Below are 23,540 nucleotides of genomic sequence, written 5' to 3'. Positions count from 1 at the left end.
GCGGGCGGCGGTTCGGGCGGCGGATCAGCCCATCCGCGCGATCATGTCCATCAGGCGAAGGGCGGCGTTGGTCAGGTTGCCGGGGGCAAGGCTGTCCAGCGCCAGCACGCTGCGCGGGTGGGCCGTGCGGGCGCGGTGGCGGGTATAGCGGGGGTCGTAATGGGCTGCGGTCAGCCCTTCGGCCAGCGCCTGCAAGTCGCCCGACGCCGCCAGTGTCTGCCATTCGGCGATCAGGGCCGCGGGGTGATAGAGGCGCAGCCGCTCGATGGTTGCGGCCAGCCGCGCGGGGTCGGCGGCCAGATCGCCGTAGCTGCGCGCCAGATAGGCGGCGCGTTCGGGTCGGGGCGCGGTGATCTCGATCCGGGGGGCGGCGCACATCGCCCGCCAAAGCTGCGGCGGCAGGCGCAGGTCGCCGATACGGGCGCTTTCGGCCTCGACCACCAGCACCCGCGCGGGGTCCAGCGCGGCCAGCGCGCAAGCCAGCCGCCCCTCGAACATGCGCTGCGAGGGCTGCCCGCCCATCCCCCCGAACAGCGAGCCGCGATGATTGGCCAGCCCTTCCAGGTCGATCACCTGCCCGCCAAGTGCCGCCAGCCGGGCCAGAAGTTCGGTCTTGGCGGTGCCGGTATTGCCGTCCAGCACCACCAGGGGCGCGCGCAGCGGAACCTCGACCAGTTCTTGCAGGACAAGGCGGCGCCAGGACTTGTAACCGCCCGCGACGATTTCGACCCGCCAGCCGATCTGGCCAAGGATGGTGGCGAAGGAACCCGACCGCTGCCCGCCGCGCCAGCAGTAAAGCAGGGGCCGCCAGCCGCCGGGTCGGTCGATCAGCGCGGTCTCGATATGGTGCGCGGCATTGCGGGCGATCAGCGCTGCCCCGGCCTTGCGCGCATCGAACGGCGCGACCTGCTTGTAGATCGTGCCCACGCGCGCGCGTTCGGCATCGTCCAGGACGGGCAGGCTGACCGCGCCGGGCATATGGTCGTCGGCATATTCCGCGGGTGAGCGCACGTCGATGATCTCATCGAAACCACGCGCGGCAAGATCGGTCAAAGAGGTCAGGGTGACAGCCATCCCGGCCTTTTACGGTATCACCCATGCGGCGGCAAATCCGTTCTGCATCACTGCGGCGGCTGACCGTTCGACGCCATGCAGCCGCCGTCCACGGGAAGGTTGACCCCGGTCACGAAGCGCGCATCGTCCGAGGCAAGGAAGGCGATCACCGCCGCCACCGCCTCTGGTTCGAGAGGCGCGCCCAGGGGCATCCGCTCGCGGAACCGGGCGATCAGGTCCTGATCCGACAGCATGTCCCGCGTCAGTTCCGAGCGCGTCAGCGCCGGATTCACCGCATTGACGCGGATGCCGTATTTCGCGCCGTCCAGGGCAAGCGCACGGGTGAAGTTCGTAACCGCCCCTTTCGAGGCGTTGTAAGCCAGCATCCCCCAGTCGCCCCCAAGGCCCGAGACCGAGGAGGTGTTGACGACATTGCCCCCCGACGCCCTCAGATGCGGCCAGGCGGCGCGGGTGACGATATAGGGGCCGAACACATTGGTCTGGAACTGCCTTTGCCAGTCTTCGGGCGACACCTGATCGATTTCGCCGTCGACGACGATACCCGCGTTGTTGACCAGCACGTCGATGCCGCCCATCGTCAGGGCGGTCTCGACGATGGCCGCCGCGCCGTCCTGCGATCCGACATCGGCGGACACCACGCGGGCATTGGCAAGCCCGGCGGCAACCCTTTCCAGCTTGCCCTCATCCCGTCCCACCAGCACGACGGCGGCACCCTCTTGCGAAAAGCGGGTCGCGGTCGCGGCCCCGATGCCGGAACCCGCGCCCGTCACGATGACGGTCTTGTCCTTGAACCTTTGCATGACGCATCCTTTCCCGACCGTAACGACGACCTTGGCCCCGCGGTTCCTTGCGGTTCCTCGCGGTCCGGCGGAACCGCCCCGCCGCCCCTGGCGTTTCGGTTCCGGCCCTGACTCACGCATGAATTTGCCGGTCGGACACTGGGCAAACCGATGGAAACCTGTAGTCTTTGCGTTTCACGCATGGCGGAACTCTGATCCAAGGAAACGAAATGCTGAAACCTGTCTCGCTGTCGTTCATCGCCTTTGCCGCCACGCTTGGCGCCGCCCAGGCCCAGGTCGTCGTGTCGTCCAAGATCGACACCGAGGGCGGGGTGCTGGGCCAGATCATCCTTCAGGTGCTGGACCATGCGGGCATCCCGACGCGCGACCGCATCCAGTTGGGCGGCACCCCCATCGTGCGCGAGGCGATCCTTGCGGGCGAGATCGACATCTATCCCGAATATACCGGCAACGCGGCCTTTTTCTTCAACCGCGCCGATGAACCGATCTGGCAGGACGCCAGCGCGGGTTTTGATGCCGCAAAGCAACTGGACCAGGACGCAAACGGCATCGCCTGGCTGGCCCCCGCGCCCGCCAACAACACCTGGGGCGTCGCCCTGCGCTCGGACCTGGCCGAAGAGGCGGGCGTGGGCACATTCTCGGAATTCGGGGAATGGGTGGCCGGGGGCGGCGCGGTCAAGCTGGTTGCCTCGGCGGAATTCGTCAACTCGGCCCCGGCGCTACCCGCCTTCCAGCAAGCCTATGGCTTCACGCTGACGCAGGACCAGTTGATCGTGCTGTCGGGCGGGGACACCGCCGCCACGATCCAGGCGGCGGCGAACGGGACCAGCGGGGCCAATGCGGCGATGGTCTATGGCACCGACGGCGCGCTGGCCTTTTCCGGCCTGACGGTGCTGGAGGACGACAGGAACGTGCAGCCGGTCTATCAGCCCGCCCCCATCGTCCGGGCCGAGGTGCTGGCCGAATATCCGCAGATCGCCGAATTGCTGGAACCGGCCTTCGCCGGGCTGGACCTCGAAACCCTGCAAGGGCTGAACGGCCAGGTCCAGGTCGAGGGCCTGCCCGCCGCCGATGTGGCGCGGACCTATCTGACCGAAGCCGGACTGCTGGACTGAGGCCCGCGCGCCGTGCCGCGCCCCGACCGGCTGACGGCCGTCATGGCCTTGCCTTTGCTGGCGGCGCTGGCGCTGCCCGCATTCGGCTTTCGCCCCAACCGCATCGCCCCGCCCGAGGCCCGGACAATCACCGATGCGTTCGGAACGCCCCTTGCCGCCACGCTGGCCGGTGGGACGATCCTGCTGGTGATCGCCCTGCTGTTCCTGCGCAGGCCGGGGATGCGGATGGTGCCGCTGGGGGCCGCGCTGGCCGTCCTGCTGGTGCTTCTGGGACGGGGCGCGGCGACGCTTCTGGATCAGGCGGTGCCTGCGGCGCGGGTCTCGCCCGGCGCGGGGTTCTGGCTGGCGGGCGGGGCGTTGGTGCTGCTGCTGGTCGATGCCTTCGCCCGGATGCGGCCCGGCCCTGCGGCAAGGGCGGGGCTGCTGGCCTGCGCCGTGGCGGGAATCGCGGCGCTGCTTGGCTCGGGCGCGCTGGCCGACCTGTCGGTCGCCGCCGAATTCCGCCTGCGCGCGGATGCCTTTCATCGGGCGACGGCGGACCATCTGTTCCTGGCCTTCGGCTCTTTCCTCGCCGCGCTGGCCGTGGGCCTGCCGACGGGGCTGGCCGTCCAGCGCCATGCGGGGCTGCGCGGCCCGGTGCTGAACCTGCTGACGCTGATCCAGACCATCCCGTCCATCGCGCTGTTCGGGATGCTGATCGTCCCGCTGGCCTGGGTCGCGGCCCATGTCCCCGCCGCGGCGAATGCGGGGATCAAGGGGATCGGCATGGCCCCGGCGATGATCGCGCTGTTTCTGTATTCGCTGCTGCCCATCGTCGCCAATACCGTGGCGGGGCTGGACGCCGTGCCGCGCGCCGTTACCGAGGCGGCGCGGGGCATGGGCATGACCGGGGCCGGGCGGCTGTGGATGATCGACCTGCCGCTGACCCTGCCGGTGATCCTGGCCGCCGCGCGCATCGTGCTGGTGCAGAATATCGGGCTGGCTACGGTGGGGGCGCTGATCGGCTCGGGCGGCTATGGCACCTTCATCTTCCAGGGCATCGGGCAGACCGCCACCGACCTGATCCTTCTGGGGGTGATCCCGACGGTGGCGCTGGCCTTCCTGACCTCCTCGGTCATGGACCTGCTGATCGCGCTGACACGAGGACAGCCGCAATGATCGAGATCGAGGCCCTGACCAAGAGCTACGACGGCAGGCCGGTGGTCGATGGCGTCACCGCCCGCTTCGCGCGTGGCACGCTGACCGCCATCGTCGGCAGTTCCGGCTCGGGCAAGACGACGCTGCTGCGGATGATCAACCGGCTGGTCGAGCCGACATCGGGCCGGGTGTTGATCGACGGCAAGGATGTCAGCCGCATCCCCGAGGTGCCCCTGCGCCAGGGTATCGGCTATGTCATCCAGGGCTACGGGCTGTTTCCGCACTGGACGGCGGCGCGCAATATCGGTGTCGTCCCTACGCTGCTGGGCTGGCCCAAGGCGCAGATCGTAGCCCGCACCGCCGAGCTGCTGCGGATGTTGCAACTCGACCCCGCCGAGATCGGCCCCCGCTATCCGCACCAGCTTTCGGGCGGGCAGGCGCAGCGGATCGGCGTCGCGCGGGCGCTGGCCGCGCGGCCCGAACTGCTGCTGATGGACGAACCCTTCGGCGCGCTGGACCCGCTGATCCGGCGGCAGGCGCAGCGCGACCTGGCCCGGATCCGCCGCCAGTCGGGCACGACGATCGTGCTGGTCACCCATGACATGAACGAGGCGCTCTATCTGGGCGACGCCATCGCCGTGATGCGCGGGGGCCGCTTCGAGCAATTCGACACCCCCGACCGGATCATCCGCGCCCCCGCGACGCCCTTCGTCGCCGATCTGGTCGGCGAGACCGGCCGCGCCCTGCGCCTGCTGGCGCTGCACCCGGTCGGCCCGCTTGTCGGCGCGGGCGAGGCCGGGGGTGTGCCGGTCGATGACACCGCCTCGCTGTCGGACGCGCTGGCCGAGATGATCTGGACCGGGCGCGACCGGCTGCCGGTGGCCGATGCGCAGGGGCGGCATCTTGGCATCGTCACCCGCGACGACATCCTGGCGGCGGGGCGGGAATGACGGCGCTGCGCTGGACCCTGCTGATCGGCATCACCGGCGGGCTGATCCTGTTCCCCGCCCTGTTCGAGCCGCTGCTGCGCCCTTTCGCGCCTGCGGGCGGGCCGGTGATCTACGACCGCGCCTCGCTGGCCAGCCTGACCCTGTCGCATCTGGGGCTGGTTGCGCTGGCGATGGTGCCCTCGGCCCTGATCGCGCTGTCGCTGGCCATCCTCGTCACCCGCCCCGCCGGGGCCGAGTTCCTGCCCCTGGCCCGGACGCTGGCGAATATCGGCCAGACCTTCCCGCCGGTCGCCGTGCTGGCGCTGTCGGTTCCCCTGCTGGGCTTCGGCGCCCGGCCGACGGTGCTTGCGCTTTTCCTCTACGGCCTGCTGCCGATCTTCGAGAACGCGCTGGCCGGGCTGCGGTCGGTGCCCGGTTCGGTCCTGCTTTCGGCCAGGGCGGTGGGCATGACGCAGCGCAGGATGCTGGCGCAGGTCGAGATGCCCCTGGCCCTGCCGCTGATCCTGGAAGGGATACGGATTTCGGTGGTCATCGCGCTCTCCACCGCCACCATCGGCTCAACCGTCGCGGCGCGCAGCCTGGGCGAGGTGATCATCGCCGGCCTGACCGCGAACAACCCGGCCTATGTCATCCAGGGCGGGGTGCTGACGGGCTGCATCGCCGTGCTGCTTTACGACGCCTTCGGCCTGCTGATCGCGATTGCGAAGCGCCGGACCGGCAAAGAGATGTGACCGGCAGGAACAATCGCGCGCGCCGCCGGTTCTTCGTCATGGGGACGCCTGAAAACGCAACTCTTGCGAAGGGGGAAACATGCCTGTCATCACGCGGCTTTACCAAGGCTGCCAAGAGGCCGTCGCGGCAGCCGGGCGGGTCGAGGCGCTGGCGCTGCCCGCCGTTGAAACCGCCATTTTCGGCGGCGAAACCCTGCGGGATTACCGCGACATGCGCGTCGAATGCGATCCCCGGACCGGCGCGCGCATCCAGGTGCCCGACCCTGCGCCCGCCACCGCCACCGGCGCGGCGGTCGGGGCTGCGGTGGGCGGCGGCGCGGGCCTGCTTGCGGGGCTTGGGGTGATCGTCGTTCCCGGTTTTGGCCCGATGATGGCGGCGGGCTGGCTGGTTTCGGCACTGGGCGGCGCGGCGGGGGGTGCGCTTGCGGGCGGCATGGCCGGGGTGCTGGTCGATCTGGGGGTCGCCCAGGACGACGCGGCAGGCTATGCCGATGCCCTTGGGCAGGGCGGCATCGCGGTCAGCGTCCGCTTTCCCGAAGAACACCGCCCCGCGGTCGAGGGCGCGCTTGGCCGCGACGCATAGCGCGGCCAAGGCAGGCGTGGGCGCACCCGCCTTTCCGGCATCAGTAATTCCCCGGCGGATCGCTGGCGGGAAAGGATTCGTCGCCCTGTTCGTCCACCATGTCCCAACGGCGGGGCGGATTTTCCATCTCGGCCCGGCCGGCATTGCGGATGCGCTGGCCGGGCGGGCGGGACGCGGCGCCCCTGTCCAGCGCGTCCCACAGGCTTTTGGCCACGAAACCGGCGGCCAGGCCGCCCAGGAACAGCGTTGCGGGATGTGTCATCGGTTGTCCTTTCCGTTTCAGATCATGGGCATGCCGCCGGTGACGGCAATCGTCGCGCCCGAGACATAGCTGGACATCGGCTCAGCCAGCATGACATAGGCCGAAGCCAGCTCGACCGGCTGCGCGGGACGTTTCATCGGATAGTTCGCGCCGAAATCGCGCACCTGGTCGGGCGACATGCTGGCGGGGATCAGCGGCGTCCAGACCGGGCCGGGGGCGACGGCGTTCACGCGGATGCCGCGTTCCGCCAGCATCTGCGCCAGCCCGGTGGTGAAATTCTGGATCGCCCCCTTGGTCGTGGCATAGGCCAGCAGTTGCGGGTTGGGCTTGTCCGAGTTGATCGAGGCCGTGTTGATGATCGCGCCCCCCTTGGGCATATGCGGCACGGCGGCCTTGGTCAGGTGAAAGATCGCGTCGATATTGGTCGCGAAGGTGTGGCGCCATTCCTCGTCCGAAATATCCTCGATCCGCTCGAACAGGCGCTGATGGGCGGCGTTGTTGACCAGGATGTCGATCCGGCCAAAGCGTTCCACCGCCTGCCGGACGATATGGCGGCAATGCTCGGGGTCCGAGATGTCGCCGGGAATGGGCAGGCATTCGCGCCCCTCGTCGGCGACAAGGCGCTGGGTGTCCTGGGCGTCCTCGGTCTCGTTCAGCCATGACAGGGCCAGGTCGGCGCCTTCGCGCGCATAGGCGATGGCGACGGCACGCCCGATACCGCTGTCGCCGCCGGTGATCAGCGCGACCTTGCCCGCCAGCCGGTTGGCCCCGCGCCAGCTATCTTCGCCGTGATCGGGGCGGGGGTCCATCTTGCGAAAGCTGCCGGGCAGGTCCTGCTGCTGCTTGGGGAAGGGTGGCCTGGGATAATCGCTCATCTGTCGCCTTTCCTGAGATCGGATCGAAGGACCGCCCGCCGGTGAAGCGGGACGAAGCGGCCCCTTGCCCCGATGCAACCGCTGCGGCGGCGGATTGTTCCAGAAAGAAGATCGCCTCCGCCGCGCGGCGGTGCCAGGGACCGCTTCGGGCCGGGCTGAAGGTCGGGCCGCTCGCATCTGGCGCGGATGCAGGGCAAGAGGCGCGAGGGCTGGCCGCCGATCATCGGCGGAGCTGGCCCGTGCCCTGTTCGTTCGGCTGAAGGAATTGCAGCCGCCGACCACTCGGCAAAACGCGCAAGGCCCGCCCCGAACTGGTGGCCAAGGCCGAACTCCGCGTCCGGCCCGCCATCCTGCGCAGCAGCGCCGTGCCGCCGTAGGTTTCCGGCAAGAGAACCAGCACCAACCGCAGGATTACCCGGTCAGTCGTGCGCACCCTCGGCCAGGATCGCATCGTGGCGGGCCTTTGATCGGAGGAATTCCGTCGATATCGCCAAACCTATCCCCGCCGCTTGGTAATAGTGACGGGTGGAATGCCGCGGAGTGCCCAGCCCGCATCCGGGTTCGAAGCAAGCGCCGCGCGTCGCGAGCGCCTGATGTCAATAACGGCAAAACCACCTGCGGCCAGGGCTAGCTACCATACAGGCCGCGCCGGTTAGCCGTATCCACCTGGCACGGCGGCCTTGCTCGGGCGTGGTCTTTTGGCGCAGTTTTTGTAGTGGGCGGTTTCGGTGGAACCAGATCATGAACCATGCCGCCGCGCCCCCCACGACCAGAAGCACGATCAGCGTCAGGATGAATTCGGTTTCGCGCGTCATCATGCCCCGCTTATGATCAATGCTTCGCCTTGGCGAGGGTTGTCGGCCGGTTTCAGGCGAATTTTCGGCCCCGCATCGCCTGATCCAGTCGGCTTTCCAGATCGTCGGGCAGGACACCTTCACGCGGAGCCAGAAGCGCGATCAGGCCCTGCGGCACGCCCGTTCTGGCCGGAACATCCAATCCCTGCATATATTCCATCAGCCACCTGCGCGTGACCTTCCATCTGTCGTAAGCGAAGGGTTCGGGGTTTGGATGCGGGCCGGGGGCTGCCCAGCTATTGCCCCATGCGGCCAATGGAAACCAGCGCTTACCCCGATTGCCCTCGATATCCTCTAGGGCAAAGGCAAGGCCCGTGTTGCGGGCGACGACGGTCACCGTCATTCGCACCGTTTTCCAGGGTGCGGCGAAAAGATGCCCACGATGAACGGTGTAAACCATTTGTCGGCGGCGGTCGAATACCAGCGGTGCATCGACGCGGCGCAGGATCGTGATGAAAAAAAGCAGGATCAAGACAAGTAAGACAGGAAGAAAGAAACCGTCCGACATGATGAATCTTTCGATCGCACGCCCAAGGCCGTAGTAATGGACAGTCCATTCGTTGAAGTAATCAGGATAGTTGTGTATACGGCTTATAATATAATCGCTTATCGTCGGGTCATAATAATCGGTGGCACGGCGGATTTCGCCATTCTCAACTACTGAGTACGAGTATGATCGGTGAATAGGCGTGCTGAAGAAACGCATCGCTTCCCAAAATGGGATCACAAAACTGATGAGAGAAATAGGAATAAAAATATATGAAACTCCCACTAAACGCCGCATGTAGTTATGCGCGGCTGCGCGCAGAACGGCCCGATCATTGTTGATGGCAAGAATATGTGGGCCACAATAAGGTGTAAACGGTGATCGCGCCCCTTCCGCGTCCTTGACACGGCTTTGCCATTTCGCGAACGGGACGAACCCCATCCGGGCACGCTTGTGCTTTTCACGCAGCTCGGGGGTCGTCCTTTTCAGGGGCTTCCGGGCAGGGTCCAGCAGATATGCGCGCAGAAAAAGCCAAGCTATCCCGATGCCGAACACGACAAGGACGATCACCGTCAGAATGAATTCGGTTTCGCGCGTCATCATGCCCCGCTTATGATCAATGCTTCGCCTTCACCGGCGCCCTCGTCGGTCCATTCGCCGCCGAATAAGGGTCCGAAAAAGGGATCGTTGTATTTTCGCGGCAGGATAAGGCCGGGAACGGGTGTATAAAGCCAGCCTTTTGCAAGTTCGACCTTCAGAAGACGCCATTTTATATCGTTGGTCGGGTCGCTATCCGCATTCCCCGGAATCCTGATTTCGAAGCTGCCAGTGACGATATCTTCCCGATCGTAACGGGCATTGGCCCAGAATTCTCGCGAGACGTCAAATTGCTGGGTACCGGCCACCCGCCGAACGTCGTTCATTCCGTGGATATGGGCGACGACACGTCCCTGGAAATCCGAATAACCCGGCACGAAGTTGGGCAGGCGGAAAGATATCTCGTATATCTTTCGCGATGCCGTCGATGGTTTCACGACACCCAGCCAATTGCGGGTGGTATCGTCAAACACAGCAGGATCTGGCGCGTTCTGCGGCGCATAGACGAGTTCGTGGAAATGCTGCATCTCGCGTGCGAAGAAACGGGGGACATCGTTGCCTGCGGCTCCGGCGCTGATATAGCGCCTCTGCTTTTCATGGTAGGAACCGGGTCCGTCCGCGATATCCTCGCGCAGTCGATCATCCCAGAACAGATATCTGTCCGTATCCCCCCAATAACAATTCCTCAGCCAGGCCGTCACCGGATCGTCGACCAGAAACGATAGAACGGCCCCGATGATGATCAGGATCAAACCGGCAACCGCCCCGATGCCCGTGGCTCCGGTCGTCAGCTTCACGAAGCCGCCCGTCGCCATCAGGATCGCACCTGTCCCAAGCGCCACGCTGGAGATCATCGCGATATTGTCGCCGCGGCGATAGGCCTCGTACGCGTTGAACAGGTCGAGAAAGCCAAGGGCGATGCCGGCCCCGCTGAGGATCTTGATCCCCACCTTGGCCATCATCGTGCGCGGCGGTGCGGCCTCGACCCGCGCGACGGTCGCATTGGGCCGGCCATCGATAAGGGTCCGCACCAGGTCGTTCGTCACCGCCTTGCCCTTCATCAGCGCGGTCAATTGCGCGCGGGTGACCGATCCCGAAATCTGGAAACCGCGCTGCCCGCCTGTTCCGGCCAGTTGCCGCACGCCCGCCGACAGCGCGAAAAGCTGGTTCAGCGTGTCGATCGTCGTCAGCGTCAGGCCCAGGTAGGGATTGCTGCCGATTGCCCCTGCGGCGCCGCGAAGGGTCGAAGTTCCGGTCTGGCGGGTCAATTCGAACATGTTCAGGGCATTGGCGAAAATGCCGAAACCGGCGCTTGCGCTGCCCATCGCCGCGATCCCCGGACTGCCCGCGACATGGATCGTGCCGTCGAACTTGTAGAGCATCGTCGGCGTCTGGATGCGGTGGATCGTGTGGCCTGGGCGCGGGTTGAACGTCGATTGGCCGGTGCGGGGGCGCGCGCGGACCTCGGCCATCATGTCGTCGATATCGACGGGCACCTGAACCACGGTGCGGTTGTAGATGCCGCTGCTGAAGCGGTTGACCTCGGTCAGCATGTCCATGCGCCGCAGCTGCGAGACCTGGCGCGCCATCGGCATGGCGATATCGCGCATCAGCTCGTCCGAAGCTGCGACCAGTGACGCCTTGTGCGCCTGCAAGTCACTGACGCTGCTCAATATCCCTGCGCCGACCAGGGTGAAAAACTTCTTGATCGGGTTGGTCTGGTCGTTCCAGCGATCTTCGTCCAGCATGACCTTGCCGATGTGGGCCTGCCCTTCCTGCGACGAGGTCAGGGCCACGACGCAGTCATGGGCAAAGCGGGCCAGCGCCACGATCTCGCGCGCTTCCTCGGCCCTGTTGTCGTAGTGCAGCATCTGCGTTTGCAACGAGCCGGGCGTATTCGTCGGATCGGCAAGGCCCATGCCGTAATACTTCGCCCAGGCGTCCAGCGGTCCCTTGATGGTCTTTTCAAAGTCCTTGAGCGTGGCCTCGGCCTCGACCAGGAAGGTGTCGCGTTCGGGACGGATCGCTTCGCCCCATTTGCGCAGGTTCCGGCGCGCGAAAAAGCCCAGATCGCGGTTGCGAAGCTGGCTCTCGCCATATTTCTGCAATGCCTGGGACGCCCGCGCCGTCGCCAGCGCATAGGTGTTGGCCTGAAGATAGTCCGCGCGCAACGCCATGCGGTTGGCGTGGCCCATGTTCATTTCCAGAACCACGCCGACCGGGTCGTGCAGCGCGACCATGATCGGCGCGACGCTCTTGCCCTTGGCCAGCGCCGCGCCGGTGATGGCCGCGGGATCAAGCTGGCGGCCCGGCGTTTCGCTGAGCGCCGCCCAGTCCTCGGCCGGCTGGACGCGACCGGGGCCGAATTCCTCGACCATCGCGGCCAGCTTTTCCAGCGGTGCCGAATAGGTCGCGTCCGAGGGCGCCGTCAGCGTGACCCTGGTCATCACCTTGTCGCGGAAACCGTCGGTATTGGCGTGTGCGCGCTGCATCGTGGCCAGCGACCAGGCATGTTCGACGAAGCAGATATGGATTTCGGTCGCACTGTCGGGCACATAGGCCATCGGCGCTGCCGCGTCGGTCTGGCGCCATTCGCGATGATCCGGGGTCGAGGTATAACGCGCAAAGCCCCCGCCCGCAGGCGTGTCGTCCGGCGTATAGACGAACATCGACCAGACCGAGGCCGCCGGATCGAAGATCATCACGTTGCCGGGCCGAAGGCGGCGCAGCGCAAAGCCGCCCGTGCGCGCAGGGCCGTCCGGTGCGGCGAAAGGCGCCAGGCCCGAAGGATAGGTGAAACCGTCGTTCACCTCGCCCTTCAGGTCGCCCCATGCGATTCTGACCGGATAGATACCGATGATGTCCTGCCGGTCGCAGGGCGCGGCAGTCGCCGATGCCTCGCCCGAGGCCGGAAGCGAATCGATGCCGTCATCGGCGGTTGCGTCATAGGATGTGTTGATCTGCGTCATCTGTCCTTATCGCCTCTGCCAAGGGTTGCGGCAAGATCGTGCGCGCGTTCGGTCTGTTCGCCGGGGCTGGCGGGCAGCCGGATGGCACGGGCGATCTCATCCGGCTGCATGGCCCGGCCACGCGCCAGCCCCGCCATCGCGATATGCGCGAAGGCCCGTTCCGGCCCGATGCCCGCCCGCCATGCCGCGTCGATGCTGCCTTCCACGATGGCGCGCCATTCGCGCGCGGGCAGGCTGGCTGCGTTTTCCTCGGTCAGCAGGACGGCCCGCGACACCCGCCGAAGCAAGCGCCTGCGCACGATTTCCCGCATGATACCGCGATATGTCTGATCCAGCACGAAGGGCAGGGAATGATCCGCCGCCGTTGCTGGGCCGGGACCGTGAACGATCATGCGATTGGCGTCGGCATCTGGTATCCAGAAACCGTCCACCACCTGCTGCCCGCGGTGGAAGAACCAGCGGTGCAGGCGTGCGGGGTCGTCGGCCAGCGTCTCAAGGATGACCGGCATCGCGTCCGGGCAATAGAAGCGCAGGAAGTATCGCTTGCCGCGCTCATCCGCGATCTGCGTGAAGCGGCGCAGATGCGCCCGGACGGTTGCAAGGTCGTGGGGCGACCGCAGCAGGACATGGCTGCGCGCGCCCCAAAGCCCTTTTGGATCGAACAGCCGCCGGGTCAGGCGCGAGTTGGCGTCCAGCGCGAACAGATGCGGTGCCGAGGATCCCAAGTCCCGCTCGGCCTGTCCGGCGAAGAGGCAGGCGGTTTCCTGCCCCTCGGCCATGATCCCGGCATCGAAGCCGGGGATGCGCGCCGCGTCGATGATGGCGTATGTATGCGCGCCGGGGGCGAATAGCGCGGCCTCCAATGGCCCTGGCATGTTTCTTCGCGGAAACTGGCCAAAAGCGTTCGATGCGGCCGGCACTGCGATCGAGCGGACCGTCATGCCGCATCCTGCCTTGCGATGACGGCGAATCCGCCCGCCATATCCATCGCCGCCATCGCGCGGGTTCCCGTGCAGAAGGATGCGATGTTGCCGGGCGCCATGCTGACGATCAGGGTGCGGAACACCATCGGGTCGTAGAAACGAAAGAACACGTGCCGCCCCGTCGCCGGATCGGCAAGCATCGTGAATTTCCGCAGGTGGCGCCACAACCCGTCCAGCGATACCGGGCTGGTCAGGAACAGCCCGTGCTTCAGCGCCCTTTCCGCCCGAAGCAGCCGCCTGGTCGTCGCGTTGTCCGCCGACAGTTCCACCAGCCACGGGGCGGCATCGGCGTGATCCCTTGCGGCCTTGCCCTGAAACAGGCAGCGTGCATCCAGGCCCGATTGCGCCAGGATCTCGGGCAGCCCGAAGATGCCGGCCCCGTCCAGCACCGCGAACACGCGCTCATCCCTGGATGGCAGCAGGACGCCCGGCAGCGCATCGAAGCCGCGCGCATCCGAAGGCGGCGGCGCTGCTGCGCGCACATGCAGGGGGGCGATCAGCGCGGCGTCCCCGACCCTCGCGAAACGTTCGGCACCCGACGCCACGGGATTGGCGGCGTCCAGCCGGGACAGCAGGGCGGCCTCTTCGTCCAGCGCCGCACCCGTCGCGGGCCGGTGATCCAGCACGCGCGCCCTTTCGCCGGCGATCCGCAAGGCCGCCTTGGACGTCGGCGCCAGCACGGCCATCCGCATCCGCATCGTGGTGCCGGGGGGCAGGGTCTCGGCGTCGATCAGCCAGGGGCGCCGGGGCGGGTGCAAGGTCTGGAAAGGGTCGTTCATGGGCCTGATACAAGCAGTTGCTAAGGTGATCGGCCTTTCCGCCGGGCCGGAAAGCGGCGTGGCGCGGGTTACCCGCGTGGCCGCAAAAGGCGGCCGAGCGCGCGGACCGGCGCCGACATCCGCCATGAGGTGCTGGACAGGTAGGCGTTGCTGATCTCGGCGATGTCGGCCTGGTGCTGGTGCTGCATCCTGGCGATTTCGGCGCGCTGTTGGGCAAGCGCCTCTTGCGCCTGGTCAAGCTGCTTGCGCAGCCGGACGGCGCGTTTCCTGTTTTCGTCGCGCAGATGGGTCAGGTTTTCGATCAGCCGGTCCTGGGACGGGTCCGGCTTCGGGGCGGCCTTCATCTGCTGGACCTGATGGTTCAGCGCGATGATCCGCTTGTCGCGGTCCACGAGGCGTTCGACGAAATCCGAGATTTCCTCTTCCAGGCTGTCGCGCTGTGTTTTCGCATCGGCCCGCGCGTGGGACAGGGCCTCTTGCGCCTCGGCCAGATCCTTGCGCAGCAGGGTCAGTTGCAGGGCCATGTCTTCAAGTTCGAGGGTGAGTTCCTCGACCGGGCGGTCGGAGACGGGGATGAAATCGCGCTGGTCTGGGTTCTGCAACTGGTGGGTTTCCGTTTTCAATCGTGACTGGTCGAACTGGTGCGAAGGGCCAAGGACAATATCAGACCCCGCGCGGATGCGGTCAAGCATTTGGGAACCGGCGCGAGGCGCGGCCATCACGCGACCTTCGTCTGGCTGGCGCGCAGCTTCTCAAGCTCGGATCGTTTCTGGTTCAGGTGGCGCAGGACCTCGCCGCGATAGGCGGGCCGGGCAAAGCGCAGGGCGTTTTCGCGGATGCCGATTTCCTGCTCGAACTTCGATTCCCGGCTGGCCCCCGTCCAGACGCTGTCCGGGTTCAGGCGATAGACGCTCATGACCTTGTCGATGAATGCGATCTTGCCGATACGGTCCAGATGGAAGCCAAGGGTGATTTCGCTGAGCCGGGGCAGGAAGGCCTGCCGGGGCAGGGCGGTCATGACATCCTTGCGAAACATCGTTGCCGAGAAGTTGACGATGGGGTTCAGAAATTGGTCGTCAATGATCTGTTGCCCGGTGATGACCGGCGGCAATCCGTCCTGACGCCGCAATGTCCGGCGGGTGCCGTCCTGCATGTTCAGCAGCTCTATGCGCGAAAAGGCCATGACGACCTCGGGATCGGCGCGGAAGCGTTCGGCCTGGCGCAGGTTCTTTTCGGGGTCGGTCCAGTAATCGTCGCCCTCCAGCACGGCGACGACCTCGCCTGCCGCCTCGCGGAAGCAATGGCGGTAGTTTTCGGAAATGCCATGATTGCCACCCCGGCTGATATTGCGGATTTTCGTGGGGTGTTTCGTCGCATATCGTTCGATGATGCGTTGGGTGCCATCGGTCGATCCGTCGTCGGAAATCAGGATCTCGTGCCGGAAATTCCCCTTCTGGGATAATGCGCTTTCGATCGCCTCGACAATGTATTTTTCGTGGTTGTAGGTCAGGATCACTGTCGAGACGGTTGGCTCGGGCTGATGTTTCAGGTGGATTGTGGTATAAGCCTTGAGAAAGGATTCCGAGACGGAAATCCGATCCTCATGTTCTTCGTCGGTATAATCCAGCCCGATGATCGACATATATGACGGATCCTTGTGGCGAGTGTAGCGGATCGCCAGATCCCAATCGACCAGCCTGCGCATTTCCGCGTCGAAACCGCCGAAACGACCCACCAGCGACTTGCGATGGACGAAGACGCCAAGGTCGATAATGTTTTGCTTGGGCAATTCGTTGCGATCGAAGGGCCTGCCAATGACGCGGCCGCTGTTGACCTGGATCATCTTGCAATAAATCGCGTCGCAGTCGGGGTCCTCAAGAGTCTTGTTCGCCATTATCGTCAGGTAATAGGGGCGCATCGCGTTATCCGTGTCGGCATAGGCGATCCAGGGATTGCGGGCGAATGACAGGCCGATATTGCGCGCATTGCAGACCCCGACATTTTCGGGCAGGGGGATATAGCGGATGCGCTTTTCGGCCAGTTCGGCGGCGAAGGTTTCGCGGATCAGCGCCTCGGTCCCGTCCGACGATCCGTCATCGACGATGATCAATTCGTAATTGCGATGGGTCTGCGCCAGCACAGCGCGGATCGCGGTCTCGATGCACCACGCCCGGTTGAAGGTTGGCATGATGATCGAAAAGGCGACATCGTCGGCTTCTTCGAATCGCTGAATGTTGATATCGGAAACCATCACCTCGTAAAGCTCGGGATCATGTTGTTGCATCCATGCCAATACGCGGTTCTGCCCGTCGGTATTGGTTCGCGATGAGATCATCGACTTTACTTTGACAAGCGGTGAACCATTTTTCAGCGTATGCAAGGGGAGTATGGTTATGTTTTGATATGTCGGGTCGTCCGGATGGACGCCCTTCAGGTCGTTCTCGACCATCGCGCCGCATTCGAAACCCGCATCCTGCAAAACCCTGGTCATGCCAAGTTCGTAATTCTGAATGACGGCCTGGACGTTTTCCTCCTTCGTCACGCCTTCGATAAACCCCGTGAAGGCGTCCGAGGTAAAGACCTTGCGCGTCAGCACGACCCAGTAGCTTTGCAGGTGATAGCTGAACTGGTGGCTGTCCGTCGCGCCCCAGAAATCCAGCCCGCGCGCCTCCATCCGCGAAAACATCGGCTGGAACGATCCCACCGGGCCGAAACAGCTGTCGTTGCACAGGATCAGGTCGTCCGCCCCGTCCAGCAACCCGTTGTCGCGCGCCCAGAGGGTGCCGCGCTTGTAGGAACCGAAATCGTATTCGCCGTGCCGGCCCGCGATGATGTGGGTGACGTATGGCGCCAGCTTTTCGCGCTCGCCGGGGGCCAGGTCGTTGTCGCAGGCGAAGACGATGGCGTCGGTCAGGGGCTGCAACCCCTTCAGATAGGGCAGGACCTGCGGCGGCAGATAGCCGTCCTCGCTGTAGGATGCGAAGACGGCGATCCGCTTGCGGGGGGAAAGGCCGGGCGTGGACGGGTGGCAAGGTGCGGTCATGGGGCGATACCTGCGGTCAGGATACGGTTCGGACGGCGGCCGGGCGTTCCCGCGCGCGCCCCGAATACAATGAGGGCGGCAGGCGGCCTGCGGGTCGTGTTAAGGTATCATTGGTCTGCTTTCTAGGCGCTGTGGGCCGGTTTTTGAACAAAAAGTCCAGAACTTCGCCCCGCCGTGATTTTTCGGCGACGGTTCGCCTGTGCGGCCCGCCCCTGCGCCCTCGCCGGTGAAAAGGGGCGCGTAAACGGGCTGGCGAAGGCGGTGCAAATGGGGTTAGACGGCTGCAAGTGAAATCTCGGGTGCCGGACATGAGTATCAATCTTTACCTCAACGACCTGCCTGACGATCTGGATCTGGGTCCGGTCGTGGCCATCGACACCGAGACGATGGGCCTCGATCCGCGCCGCGACCGGCTTTGCCTGGTGCAGATGTCATCGGGCGACGGGAATGCGCACCTGGTCCAGATCGCGCGCGAACAGCGCAGCGCGCCCAACCTGGTGCGGATGCTGGCCGACCCCAAGGTGCTGAAGCTGTTCCATTTCGGGCGCTTCGACATCGCCGCGCTGGAGGCGGCCTTCGGCGTCGTCACCGCGCCCGTCTGGTGCACCAAGATCGCGTCAAAGCTGATCCGCACCTATACCGAGCGTCACGGCCTGAAATACCTGCTGAGCGAGTTGGTCGGCGTCGATATTTCCAAGCAGCAGCAGACCAGCGACTGGGGTGCCGCCGACCTCAGCGATGCGCAACTGGAATATGCCGCTTCGGACGTGCTGCATCTGCATGCGCTCAAGGCCGAACTGGAAAAGCGGCTGGAACGCGAGGGCCGGATCGGCCTTGCGCAGGCCTGTTTCGATTTCCTGCCCGCCCGCGCCCATCTGGACCTGATGGGCTGGGGGGATGAAAACGACATCTTCCACCACTAGATTGCCCAGATGGACGCTTACCTGAACACCGCCCGCCAAGTCATCCGCACCGAAGCCGAGGGGCTGGCGCAGCTTGCCGCCGGCCTGGACGACAGCTTCAACCAGGCGATTACGCTGATCCTGGCGGCCAAGGGGCGGGTGATCGTGTCGGGCATGGGCAAGTCGGGCCATGTCGGGCGCAAGATCGCGGCGACGCTGGCCTCGACCGGGACGCCCGCGCAATTCGTCCACCCCGCCGAGGCCAGCCACGGCGACCTGGGCATGGTCACGCAAGGCGATGTCGCGCTGGTGCTGTCCAATTCGGGCGAGACGCCCGAGATCGCCGATATCGTCGCCCATACCCGGCGCTTCGGCATCCCTCTGATCGGGGTCGCGGGGCGCGAAGGGTCCACGCTCTTGCGCCAGTCCGACGTGGCGTTGCTGCTGCCGCCCGCGCCCGAGGCCTGCGGCACCGGCGTCGTGCCCACCACCTCGACCACGATGACGCTGGCGCTTGGTGATGCGCTGGCCGTCGCGCTGATGGAGCATCGCCGCTTCACGCCCGAACATTTCCGCACCTTCCACCCCGGCGGCAAGCTGGGCGCGCGGCTGTCGAAGGTCGGCGACATGATGCACCGCGACCTGCCGCTGGTGGCCGAGGACGCGCCGATGGCGGATGCGCTCTTGGTCATCAGCCAGAAGGGTTTCGGCGTCACCGGCGTCACCGACGCGCAGGGGCGGCTGACCGGCATCATCACCGACGGCGACCTGCGGCGCCACATGCAGGGCCTGCTGGATCAGACCGCCGCGCAGGTGATGACGCGCGGCCCGCGCTCGATCGGTCCCGAGGCGCTGGCCGAAGCCGCGCTGGCCGAAATGCAGGGCCGCAAGATCACCAGCCTTTTCGTGGTCGAGGACGGCCGCCCCGTCGGCATCCTGCATATCCACGACTTCCTGCGGATCGGGGCGGTCTAGATGCGCCGCACCCGCATCGTCGGCTGGCTGCGGGTGATCCTGCCCCTGCTGGCGCTGGCGATATTGTCCACGCTTTTCCTGTTCAGCTCGCGCCCGGATTCGGATGGCTCGGCCCTGCCTTACGCGGATGTGTCGCCGCAGGAACTGGCGGGCCGCCCGGTCATCACCCAGCCCAGCTATGCGGGCGTGGCCAGCGACGGGACCGAGATCGAGATGACCGCCGCATCCGCCAATCCCGACGATGCCGAGGGGCGCAGCCAGATCTCGCAGGTGCAACTGATCCTGCGCGCCGCCGACGGGCTGGTGGCCGAACTGACGGCGGGCGAGGGCGAAAAGCAGGGCCAGTTGATCCGCCTGGCGCAGGACGTGACCATGACCACCTCGACCGGCTGGCGGCTGGTGGCGGATGAATTCCTGGCCCGTGCCGACGACGGTGTCGTGACCTCGGACCGGCCCGTCCATGTTCAGGGACCGTTCGGCGAGTTGGAAGCGGGCGGCATGTCGCTGCGTCGCATGCCGGATAATTCGCAAAATCATGTTCTTGATTTGAACGGGGGTGTGCGGATGATATACCAGCCCTGACCCCGCGCCCCGCCGCCCGTCCCCCGATCTTGCAAGAGGATATGATGCCGCCCCTCGCCCGCCTTGCCCTAGCCGCGCTGCTTTTGTCCGCGCCCCTGACCGCCAGCGCGCAAAGCGTTTCCTTCGGGCAGCGTGCCGATGTCGGCGCCCCGGTCGAGGTGACGGCGGACAATCTCTCGGTCGATCAGGGAACGGGCCTTGCGACCTTTTCGGGCAATGTGCTGATCGGCCAGGGCGAGATGCGGCTGGCCGCCGACAGCGTGACCGTGACCTATGCGCAGGACGGCCCGGAACGCATCAGCGCCATGCGGGCGCAGGGCAACGTGACGCTGGTCAACGGTCCCGACGCCGCCGAGGCCGCCCGTGCCGATTACGACGTTTCGGGCGGCAATGTCGTGCTGACCGGCGACGTCGTGCTGACGCAGGGCGCGAACGTCCTTGCCGGTGAGCGGGTCGAGGTCGACCTGGCCACGGGCAGGGCGAATGTCACGGGCCGGGTCCGCTCGATCTTCCAGCCGGGATCGCAATGATGGCGGCGGCTTCCGCCCAGGGGCTGGTCGTCCGCAGCCTGCGCAAGAGCTATCGCAACCGGCTGGTGATCCGCGACTTCTCGCTGGACCTGGCACAGGGCGAGGTGGTGGCGCTGCTGGGTCCCAACGGTTCGGGCAAGACGACCTGCTTTTACTGTATCGCCGGGCTGATCGTGCCCGATGCCGGGCAGGTGGTGATCGACGGGCAGGACGCCAGCGCCCTGCCGATGTTTCGCCGCGCGCAGCTTGGGATCGGCTACCTGCCACAGGAAATGTCGATCTTTCGCGGGCTTACGGTCGAGCAGAACATCATGGCCGTGCTTGAGGTCGCCCTTGACGACCCCCACCACCGCCGCGACCGGCTGGAGGAGTTGCTGGGCGATTTCTCGATCGGGCACCTGCGCAATGCCTCGGCCTTGGCGCTGTCGGGGGGCGAACGCCGCCGCACCGAGATCGCGCGCTGCCTTGCCTCGAATCCGCGCTACCTGCTGCTGGACGAACCCTTTGCCGGGGTCGATCCCATCGCCGTGGCCGAGATCCGCGGCCTTGTGCAGGACCTGAAAAGCCGCCGGATCGGGGTGCTGATCACCGACCACAACGTGCGCGAGACGCTGGGGATCGTGGACCGCGCCTATATCCTGCACGACGGCCATGTGCTGCGTTCGGGCACCGCGCAGGAAATCGTCGAGGACGCGCAGGTCCGGCAGGTCTACCTGGGCGAAGGCTTTCGCATGGGCTGAATGGCGATGCGTGGCATTTCGCCCATGAGAAGCCGTTGACAGAACCCGTTTGCTGTTCCCAAATGTTGTCATGGAAGACGCGCGAATTGGCGCGCGTCGGCCAATCGAAAGGACGAAACACATGCGCTACCAAATCAGCGGAAAACAGATCGACGTGGGCGACGCGCTCAGCACCCATGTCGAGACCGAGCTTGGCGGGACCATCGAGAAATATGGCCAGAACCCGATCGACGCGACGGTGACATTTTCGCGCAGTGCGCATGAATACCTGTGCGACACGGTGGTGCATCTTTCGACGGGGCTGACCGCGCAGGCCCAGGGCCGCGCGACCGAGATCTACGCCGCCTTCGAGGCGGGCCGCGACAAGCTGGAAAAGCAGCTTCGCCGCTACAAGCGCCGCCTGAAGGACCATCACAAGGGCCGCGCCGAACCCGTCACCTTCGAGACGGCGGACCTTTACGTCCTGTCCTCGGACGACGAACAATGGCAGGCGCAGGAAAGCGGCCCGCAACCCATGATCATCGCCGAGATGGAGACCCGCGTGCCGACCCTTTCGGTCGGCGAGGCGGTCATGCAGATGGAACTTGCGGGCAAGCCGATGCTGGTTTTCCGCAACGAAAAGCATGGCGGCGTGAATGTCGTCTATGGCCGCGATGATGGAAATGTCGGCTGGATCGACCCCCGGAATCTGAAAAGCTAGGCAGCGCCGCGACAGGTGCGGCCAGACAATCGCCCCGGTTGCATTCCGCAGCCGGGGCAGGGATAATCAGGTATGCAGATAGCCGATATTCTTTCGTCCGGGGCGGTCAAGACCCTGGGGCAGACCACCAGCAAGAAAAGGCTGTTCCAGGATATTTCCGAACTGGCCCGCTCGGTCTATGGGGTCGATGCGACGCAGACGCTGGACGCCTTGCAGGAACGCGAAAGTCTTGGGCCGACCGGGGTCGGTCACGGGGTCGCGCTGCCGCATGCCCGGCTGCATGGGCTGGACCGGGTGGTCGGGCTGTTCCTGCGGCTGGAAAGGCCCTTGGATTTCGACGCCGTGGACCGTCTGCCGGTCGATCTGATCTTTGCGCTGCTGGCGCCCAAGAATGCCGGGGTGGACCACCTCAAGGCGCTGGCGGTGGTGTCGCGGACCTTGCGCGACCAGGACTTGCGGGCCAAGCTGCGCGCGAATGAGGATCCGGTGGCCCTGCATGCGCTGCTGGTCGCCGCGCCCGGAATCAAGGCTGCCTGAAAGGGGTGAAATCCGCGCCGGAACCGGCTATATTGCCCCCATCCGTTCACCATGAGAGGAGGGCATGCGATGAACAAGGATGCCGCGACCCCGGACAAGCCCGAGGGCAGCCGCCTGAAGAACTTCACCCGGCATGAGCGCGAATCCGGCCTGCATCCGGCGATTCGCGCGCTGCATTCCCGCCCCGTTTCGCGCGACCCCGCGCAAAACACCCGCGCGGTGCATTACACCCGCATCCAGCGCGGCTGGGAGGTCTGAATTGCGCGGTGCAGGATCGGGGGCGGGGCGCAAGCACGGCCCCGCCCTTTTTCGGCTGCGTTATTCGCGGACCAGCGATTCGTAGCGTTCGGCGATCTTGCGGGTGGTTTCGCCGATGGTGAAATGCCAGTCGCCGATCTGCGCGACGGGGGTGATCTCGGCGGCGGTGCCGGTCAGCCAGCATTCGTCGAAATCGGCCAGTTCCTCGGGCTTGATGCGGCGCTCATGCACGGTCAGGCCGCTGTCCTTCAGCAATTCGATCACCGTCTGGCGGGTGATGCCGTTCAGGAAGCGGTCGGCCAGGGGGGTGTGGATCTCATTGCCCTTGGTAAAGAAGATATTGGCGCCGGTGGCCTCGGCGACGTAGCCTTCCCAATCCATGAACAGCGCGTCGGAACAGCCCTTCGCCTCGGCGGCGTGCTTGGACATGGTGCAGATCATGTAAAGCCCCGCGGCCTTGGCGGCGGTGGGGATGGTGTCGGGGCTGGGCCGCTTCCATTTCGCGACGTCCAGCTTCGCGCCCTGCCATTTCGCGTCGCCGTAATAGCTGCCCCATTCCCACGCCGCGACCGCCATGCGCACCGGGTTGCCCTTGGCCGAGACGCCCATTTCCGGCCCCGAGCCGCGCCACATCACTGCGCGCACATAGGCGTCGGTCAGGTTGTTGGCGCGCAGGACCTCTTCCTTGGCGGCGTCGATTTCCTCGGCGGTATGGGGCGAGGGCATGTCCAGCAGCCGGGCCGATTCGATCAGGCGCAACGAATGTTCATGGCCCTTGAAGATCTTGCCGGAATAGCACCGCTCGCCCTCGAAAACCGAGCTGGCGTAATGCAGCGCGTGGGTCAGGATATGGACATTTGCCTCGCGCCAGTCGACAAGTTTGCCGTCCAGCCAGATCTTGCCGTCCCGATCATCATAAGCGCCCGCCATCCTTTACCCCTTGGTCATTTTGCGTTTGTTGCGCAACACGCCGTTTTGCCGCCATGAAAGTTGCGCAGGAATTCGTTTTTGCTATCCATAGGTTGTTGGAAAGTCAATAACTCTGACGTAATGATTGCGAAGGTGACGGAAGGATGG

General features: G+C 65.6%; 24 protein-coding genes. 13 read left to right on the top strand and 11 right to left on the bottom strand.

The window, feature by feature from the left end:
* Nucleotides 1–24: 24 nt before the first annotated feature.
* Both mnmH and Q0O97_RS02555 read right to left on the bottom strand, forming a co-directional pair.
* On the bottom strand, nucleotides 25–1,074 hold the full coding sequence (mnmH, locus tag Q0O97_RS02560; RefSeq protein ID WP_294924406.1) for a tRNA 2-selenouridine(34) synthase MnmH: 1,050 nt from the start codon (nucleotides 1,072–1,074) through the stop codon (nucleotides 25–27).
* A gap of 47 nt (nucleotides 1,075–1,121) precedes the next feature.
* Nucleotides 1,122–1,874 carry an SDR family oxidoreductase gene (locus Q0O97_RS02555; protein WP_294924403.1) on the bottom strand — a complete coding sequence of 251 codons (753 nt, stop codon included), beginning with the start codon at nucleotides 1,872–1,874 and terminating at the stop codon, nucleotides 1,122–1,124.
* 209 nt (nucleotides 1,875–2,083) lie between these two features.
* Between Q0O97_RS02555 and Q0O97_RS02550 the strand changes: the two genes are divergently transcribed.
* From Q0O97_RS02550 to Q0O97_RS02530, 5 genes are all read left to right on the top strand, one after another.
* A complete protein-coding gene (locus Q0O97_RS02550) occupies nucleotides 2,084–2,989 on the top strand; it encodes an ABC transporter substrate-binding protein (protein WP_294924400.1) in 906 nt (301 codons plus the stop codon).
* A gap of 12 nt (nucleotides 2,990–3,001) precedes the next feature.
* Nucleotides 3,002–4,147, top strand: a complete 1,146-nt coding sequence (locus Q0O97_RS02545; RefSeq protein WP_294924397.1) for an ABC transporter permease — start codon at nucleotides 3,002–3,004, stop codon at nucleotides 4,145–4,147.
* The gene (locus Q0O97_RS02540; RefSeq protein WP_294924394.1) at nucleotides 4,144–5,076 is read left to right on the top strand and encodes an ABC transporter ATP-binding protein; all 933 of its coding nucleotides are present in this window, start codon (nucleotides 4,144–4,146) and stop codon (nucleotides 5,074–5,076) included. The genes Q0O97_RS02545 and Q0O97_RS02540 overlap by 4 nt, the downstream gene beginning before the upstream one ends.
* A complete protein-coding gene (locus tag Q0O97_RS02535; protein WP_294924391.1) occupies nucleotides 5,073–5,807 on the top strand; it encodes an ABC transporter permease in 735 nt (244 codons plus the stop codon). Before Q0O97_RS02540 ends, Q0O97_RS02535 begins: the two co-directional genes overlap by 4 nt.
* A gap of 79 nt (nucleotides 5,808–5,886) precedes the next feature.
* Nucleotides 5,887–6,390, top strand: coding sequence for a hypothetical protein (locus tag Q0O97_RS02530; RefSeq protein ID WP_294924389.1), 504 nt, complete (start codon nucleotides 5,887–5,889; stop codon nucleotides 6,388–6,390).
* 40 nt (nucleotides 6,391–6,430) lie between these two features.
* On the opposite strand, the gene Q0O97_RS02525 is transcribed toward Q0O97_RS02530, so the two are convergent.
* The 8 genes from Q0O97_RS02525 to Q0O97_RS02490 form a co-directional block, all read right to left on the bottom strand.
* On the bottom strand, nucleotides 6,431–6,652 hold the full coding sequence (locus tag Q0O97_RS02525) for a hypothetical protein (RefSeq protein ID WP_294924386.1): 222 nt from the start codon (nucleotides 6,650–6,652) through the stop codon (nucleotides 6,431–6,433).
* Nucleotides 6,653–6,669: 17 nt separating this feature from the next.
* Complete coding sequence (locus tag Q0O97_RS02520; protein WP_294924383.1) at nucleotides 6,670–7,527, bottom strand: glucose 1-dehydrogenase; 858 nt, start codon at nucleotides 7,525–7,527, stop codon at nucleotides 6,670–6,672.
* A gap of 867 nt (nucleotides 7,528–8,394) precedes the next feature.
* Nucleotides 8,395–9,468: a hypothetical protein gene (locus Q0O97_RS02515; protein WP_294924380.1), complete on the bottom strand. Its 1,074-nt coding sequence runs from the start codon at nucleotides 9,466–9,468 to the stop codon at nucleotides 8,395–8,397.
* Nucleotides 9,468–12,434: a toxin VasX gene (locus Q0O97_RS02510; RefSeq protein ID WP_294924377.1), complete on the bottom strand. Its 2,967-nt coding sequence runs from the start codon at nucleotides 12,432–12,434 to the stop codon at nucleotides 9,468–9,470. The genes Q0O97_RS02515 and Q0O97_RS02510 overlap by 1 nt, the downstream gene beginning before the upstream one ends.
* The gene (locus Q0O97_RS02505) at nucleotides 12,431–13,309 is read right to left on the bottom strand and encodes a DUF4123 domain-containing protein (RefSeq protein ID WP_294924374.1); all 879 of its coding nucleotides are present in this window, start codon (nucleotides 13,307–13,309) and stop codon (nucleotides 12,431–12,433) included. The genes Q0O97_RS02510 and Q0O97_RS02505 overlap by 4 nt, the downstream gene beginning before the upstream one ends.
* A gap of 62 nt (nucleotides 13,310–13,371) precedes the next feature.
* Nucleotides 13,372–14,196 carry a DUF4123 domain-containing protein gene (locus tag Q0O97_RS02500; protein WP_294924371.1) on the bottom strand — a complete coding sequence of 275 codons (825 nt, stop codon included), beginning with the start codon at nucleotides 14,194–14,196 and terminating at the stop codon, nucleotides 13,372–13,374.
* A gap of 68 nt (nucleotides 14,197–14,264) precedes the next feature.
* Nucleotides 14,265–14,888 (bottom strand): hypothetical protein, encoded by a 624-nt coding sequence (locus Q0O97_RS02495; RefSeq protein WP_294924368.1) that lies wholly within the window; start codon nucleotides 14,886–14,888, stop codon nucleotides 14,265–14,267.
* A gap of 26 nt (nucleotides 14,889–14,914) precedes the next feature.
* Nucleotides 14,915–17,239 (bottom strand): glycosyltransferase, encoded by a 2,325-nt coding sequence (locus Q0O97_RS02490; RefSeq protein ID WP_294924365.1) that lies wholly within the window; start codon nucleotides 17,237–17,239, stop codon nucleotides 14,915–14,917.
* Between the two features lie 308 nt (nucleotides 17,240–17,547).
* Here Q0O97_RS02490 and Q0O97_RS02485 point away from each other — a divergent pair, with 308 nt between their 5' ends.
* From Q0O97_RS02485 to Q0O97_RS02450, 8 genes are all read left to right on the top strand, one after another.
* On the top strand, nucleotides 17,548–18,162 hold the full coding sequence (locus Q0O97_RS02485; RefSeq protein WP_294924362.1) for a ribonuclease H-like domain-containing protein: 615 nt from the start codon (nucleotides 17,548–17,550) through the stop codon (nucleotides 18,160–18,162).
* 9 nt (nucleotides 18,163–18,171) lie between these two features.
* On the top strand, nucleotides 18,172–19,116 hold the full coding sequence (locus Q0O97_RS02480) for a KpsF/GutQ family sugar-phosphate isomerase (protein WP_294924359.1): 945 nt from the start codon (nucleotides 18,172–18,174) through the stop codon (nucleotides 19,114–19,116).
* Nucleotides 19,117–19,698 carry an LPS export ABC transporter periplasmic protein LptC gene (lptC, locus tag Q0O97_RS02475; RefSeq protein WP_294924356.1) on the top strand — a complete coding sequence of 194 codons (582 nt, stop codon included), beginning with the start codon at nucleotides 19,117–19,119 and terminating at the stop codon, nucleotides 19,696–19,698. It abuts the gene before it with no gap.
* Between the two features lie 41 nt (nucleotides 19,699–19,739).
* On the top strand, nucleotides 19,740–20,228 hold the full coding sequence (lptA, locus tag Q0O97_RS02470; RefSeq protein ID WP_294924353.1) for a lipopolysaccharide transport periplasmic protein LptA: 489 nt from the start codon (nucleotides 19,740–19,742) through the stop codon (nucleotides 20,226–20,228).
* Nucleotides 20,228–20,968, top strand: coding sequence for an LPS export ABC transporter ATP-binding protein (gene lptB, locus Q0O97_RS02465; RefSeq protein WP_294924350.1), 741 nt, complete (start codon nucleotides 20,228–20,230; stop codon nucleotides 20,966–20,968). Before lptA ends, lptB begins: the two co-directional genes overlap by 1 nt.
* 121 nt (nucleotides 20,969–21,089) lie before the next feature.
* Nucleotides 21,090–21,668, top strand: a complete 579-nt coding sequence (gene raiA / locus Q0O97_RS02460) for a ribosome-associated translation inhibitor RaiA (protein ID WP_294924347.1) — start codon at nucleotides 21,090–21,092, stop codon at nucleotides 21,666–21,668.
* A gap of 72 nt (nucleotides 21,669–21,740) precedes the next feature.
* Nucleotides 21,741–22,205: a PTS sugar transporter subunit IIA gene (locus Q0O97_RS02455; protein WP_294924344.1), complete on the top strand. Its 465-nt coding sequence runs from the start codon at nucleotides 21,741–21,743 to the stop codon at nucleotides 22,203–22,205.
* A gap of 69 nt (nucleotides 22,206–22,274) precedes the next feature.
* Nucleotides 22,275–22,463, top strand: coding sequence for a hypothetical protein (locus Q0O97_RS02450; protein ID WP_294924341.1), 189 nt, complete (start codon nucleotides 22,275–22,277; stop codon nucleotides 22,461–22,463).
* A gap of 60 nt (nucleotides 22,464–22,523) precedes the next feature.
* Here Q0O97_RS02450 and Q0O97_RS02445 read toward each other — a convergent pair whose 3' ends face one another.
* Nucleotides 22,524–23,393, bottom strand: a complete 870-nt coding sequence (locus Q0O97_RS02445; protein WP_294924339.1) for a branched-chain amino acid aminotransferase — start codon at nucleotides 23,391–23,393, stop codon at nucleotides 22,524–22,526.
* Between the last annotated feature and the right edge of the window lie 147 nt (nucleotides 23,394–23,540).

Source organism: uncultured Paracoccus sp. (genome assembly GCF_945915435.1).
In the GTDB taxonomy this organism is placed as follows: Bacteria; Pseudomonadota; Alphaproteobacteria; order Rhodobacterales; family Rhodobacteraceae; genus Paracoccus.
This window is presented reverse-complemented; position numbering and strand designations above follow the sequence as displayed.

What these genes read in the sequence shown, in the direction of transcription:
- mnmH (WP_294924406.1), bottom strand. Translation starts at nt 1,074, where the DNA reads ATGGCTGTCACCCTGACCTCTTTGACCGATCTTGCCGCGCGTGGTTTC.
- Q0O97_RS02555 (WP_294924403.1), bottom strand. Translation starts at nt 1,874, where the DNA reads ATGCAAAGGTTCAAGGACAAGACCGTCATCGTGACGGGCGCGGGTTCC.
- Q0O97_RS02550 (WP_294924400.1), top strand. Translation starts at nt 2,084, where the DNA reads ATGCTGAAACCTGTCTCGCTGTCGTTCATCGCCTTTGCCGCCACGCTT.
- Q0O97_RS02540 (WP_294924394.1), top strand. Translation starts at nt 4,144, where the DNA reads ATGATCGAGATCGAGGCCCTGACCAAGAGCTACGACGGCAGGCCGGTG.
- Q0O97_RS02535 (WP_294924391.1), top strand. Translation starts at nt 5,073, where the DNA reads ATGACGGCGCTGCGCTGGACCCTGCTGATCGGCATCACCGGCGGGCTG.
- Q0O97_RS02530 (WP_294924389.1), top strand. Translation starts at nt 5,887, where the DNA reads ATGCCTGTCATCACGCGGCTTTACCAAGGCTGCCAAGAGGCCGTCGCG.
- Q0O97_RS02525 (WP_294924386.1), bottom strand. Translation starts at nt 6,652, where the DNA reads ATGACACATCCCGCAACGCTGTTCCTGGGCGGCCTGGCCGCCGGTTTC.
- Q0O97_RS02520 (WP_294924383.1), bottom strand. Translation starts at nt 7,527, where the DNA reads ATGAGCGATTATCCCAGGCCACCCTTCCCCAAGCAGCAGCAGGACCTG.
- Q0O97_RS02515 (WP_294924380.1), bottom strand. Translation starts at nt 9,468, where the DNA reads ATGACGCGCGAAACCGAATTCATTCTGACGGTGATCGTCCTTGTCGTG.
- Q0O97_RS02510 (WP_294924377.1), bottom strand. Translation starts at nt 12,434, where the DNA reads ATGACGCAGATCAACACATCCTATGACGCAACCGCCGATGACGGCATC.
- Q0O97_RS02505 (WP_294924374.1), bottom strand. Translation starts at nt 13,309, where the DNA reads ATGCCAGGGCCATTGGAGGCCGCGCTATTCGCCCCCGGCGCGCATACA.
- Q0O97_RS02500 (WP_294924371.1), bottom strand. Translation starts at nt 14,196, where the DNA reads ATGAACGACCCTTTCCAGACCTTGCACCCGCCCCGGCGCCCCTGGCTG.
- Q0O97_RS02495 (WP_294924368.1), bottom strand. Translation starts at nt 14,888, where the DNA reads ATGCTTGACCGCATCCGCGCGGGGTCTGATATTGTCCTTGGCCCTTCG.
- Q0O97_RS02490 (WP_294924365.1), bottom strand. Translation starts at nt 17,239, where the DNA reads ATGACCGCACCTTGCCACCCGTCCACGCCCGGCCTTTCCCCCCGCAAG.
- Q0O97_RS02485 (WP_294924362.1), top strand. Translation starts at nt 17,548, where the DNA reads ATGAGTATCAATCTTTACCTCAACGACCTGCCTGACGATCTGGATCTG.
- Q0O97_RS02480 (WP_294924359.1), top strand. Translation starts at nt 18,172, where the DNA reads ATGGACGCTTACCTGAACACCGCCCGCCAAGTCATCCGCACCGAAGCC.
- lptC (WP_294924356.1), top strand. Translation starts at nt 19,117, where the DNA reads ATGCGCCGCACCCGCATCGTCGGCTGGCTGCGGGTGATCCTGCCCCTG.
- lptA (WP_294924353.1), top strand. Translation starts at nt 19,740, where the DNA reads ATGATGCCGCCCCTCGCCCGCCTTGCCCTAGCCGCGCTGCTTTTGTCC.
- lptB (WP_294924350.1), top strand. Translation starts at nt 20,228, where the DNA reads ATGGCGGCGGCTTCCGCCCAGGGGCTGGTCGTCCGCAGCCTGCGCAAG.
- raiA (WP_294924347.1), top strand. Translation starts at nt 21,090, where the DNA reads ATGCGCTACCAAATCAGCGGAAAACAGATCGACGTGGGCGACGCGCTC.
- Q0O97_RS02455 (WP_294924344.1), top strand. Translation starts at nt 21,741, where the DNA reads ATGCAGATAGCCGATATTCTTTCGTCCGGGGCGGTCAAGACCCTGGGG.
- Q0O97_RS02450 (WP_294924341.1), top strand. Translation starts at nt 22,275, where the DNA reads ATGAACAAGGATGCCGCGACCCCGGACAAGCCCGAGGGCAGCCGCCTG.
- Q0O97_RS02445 (WP_294924339.1), bottom strand. Translation starts at nt 23,393, where the DNA reads ATGGCGGGCGCTTATGATGATCGGGACGGCAAGATCTGGCTGGACGGC.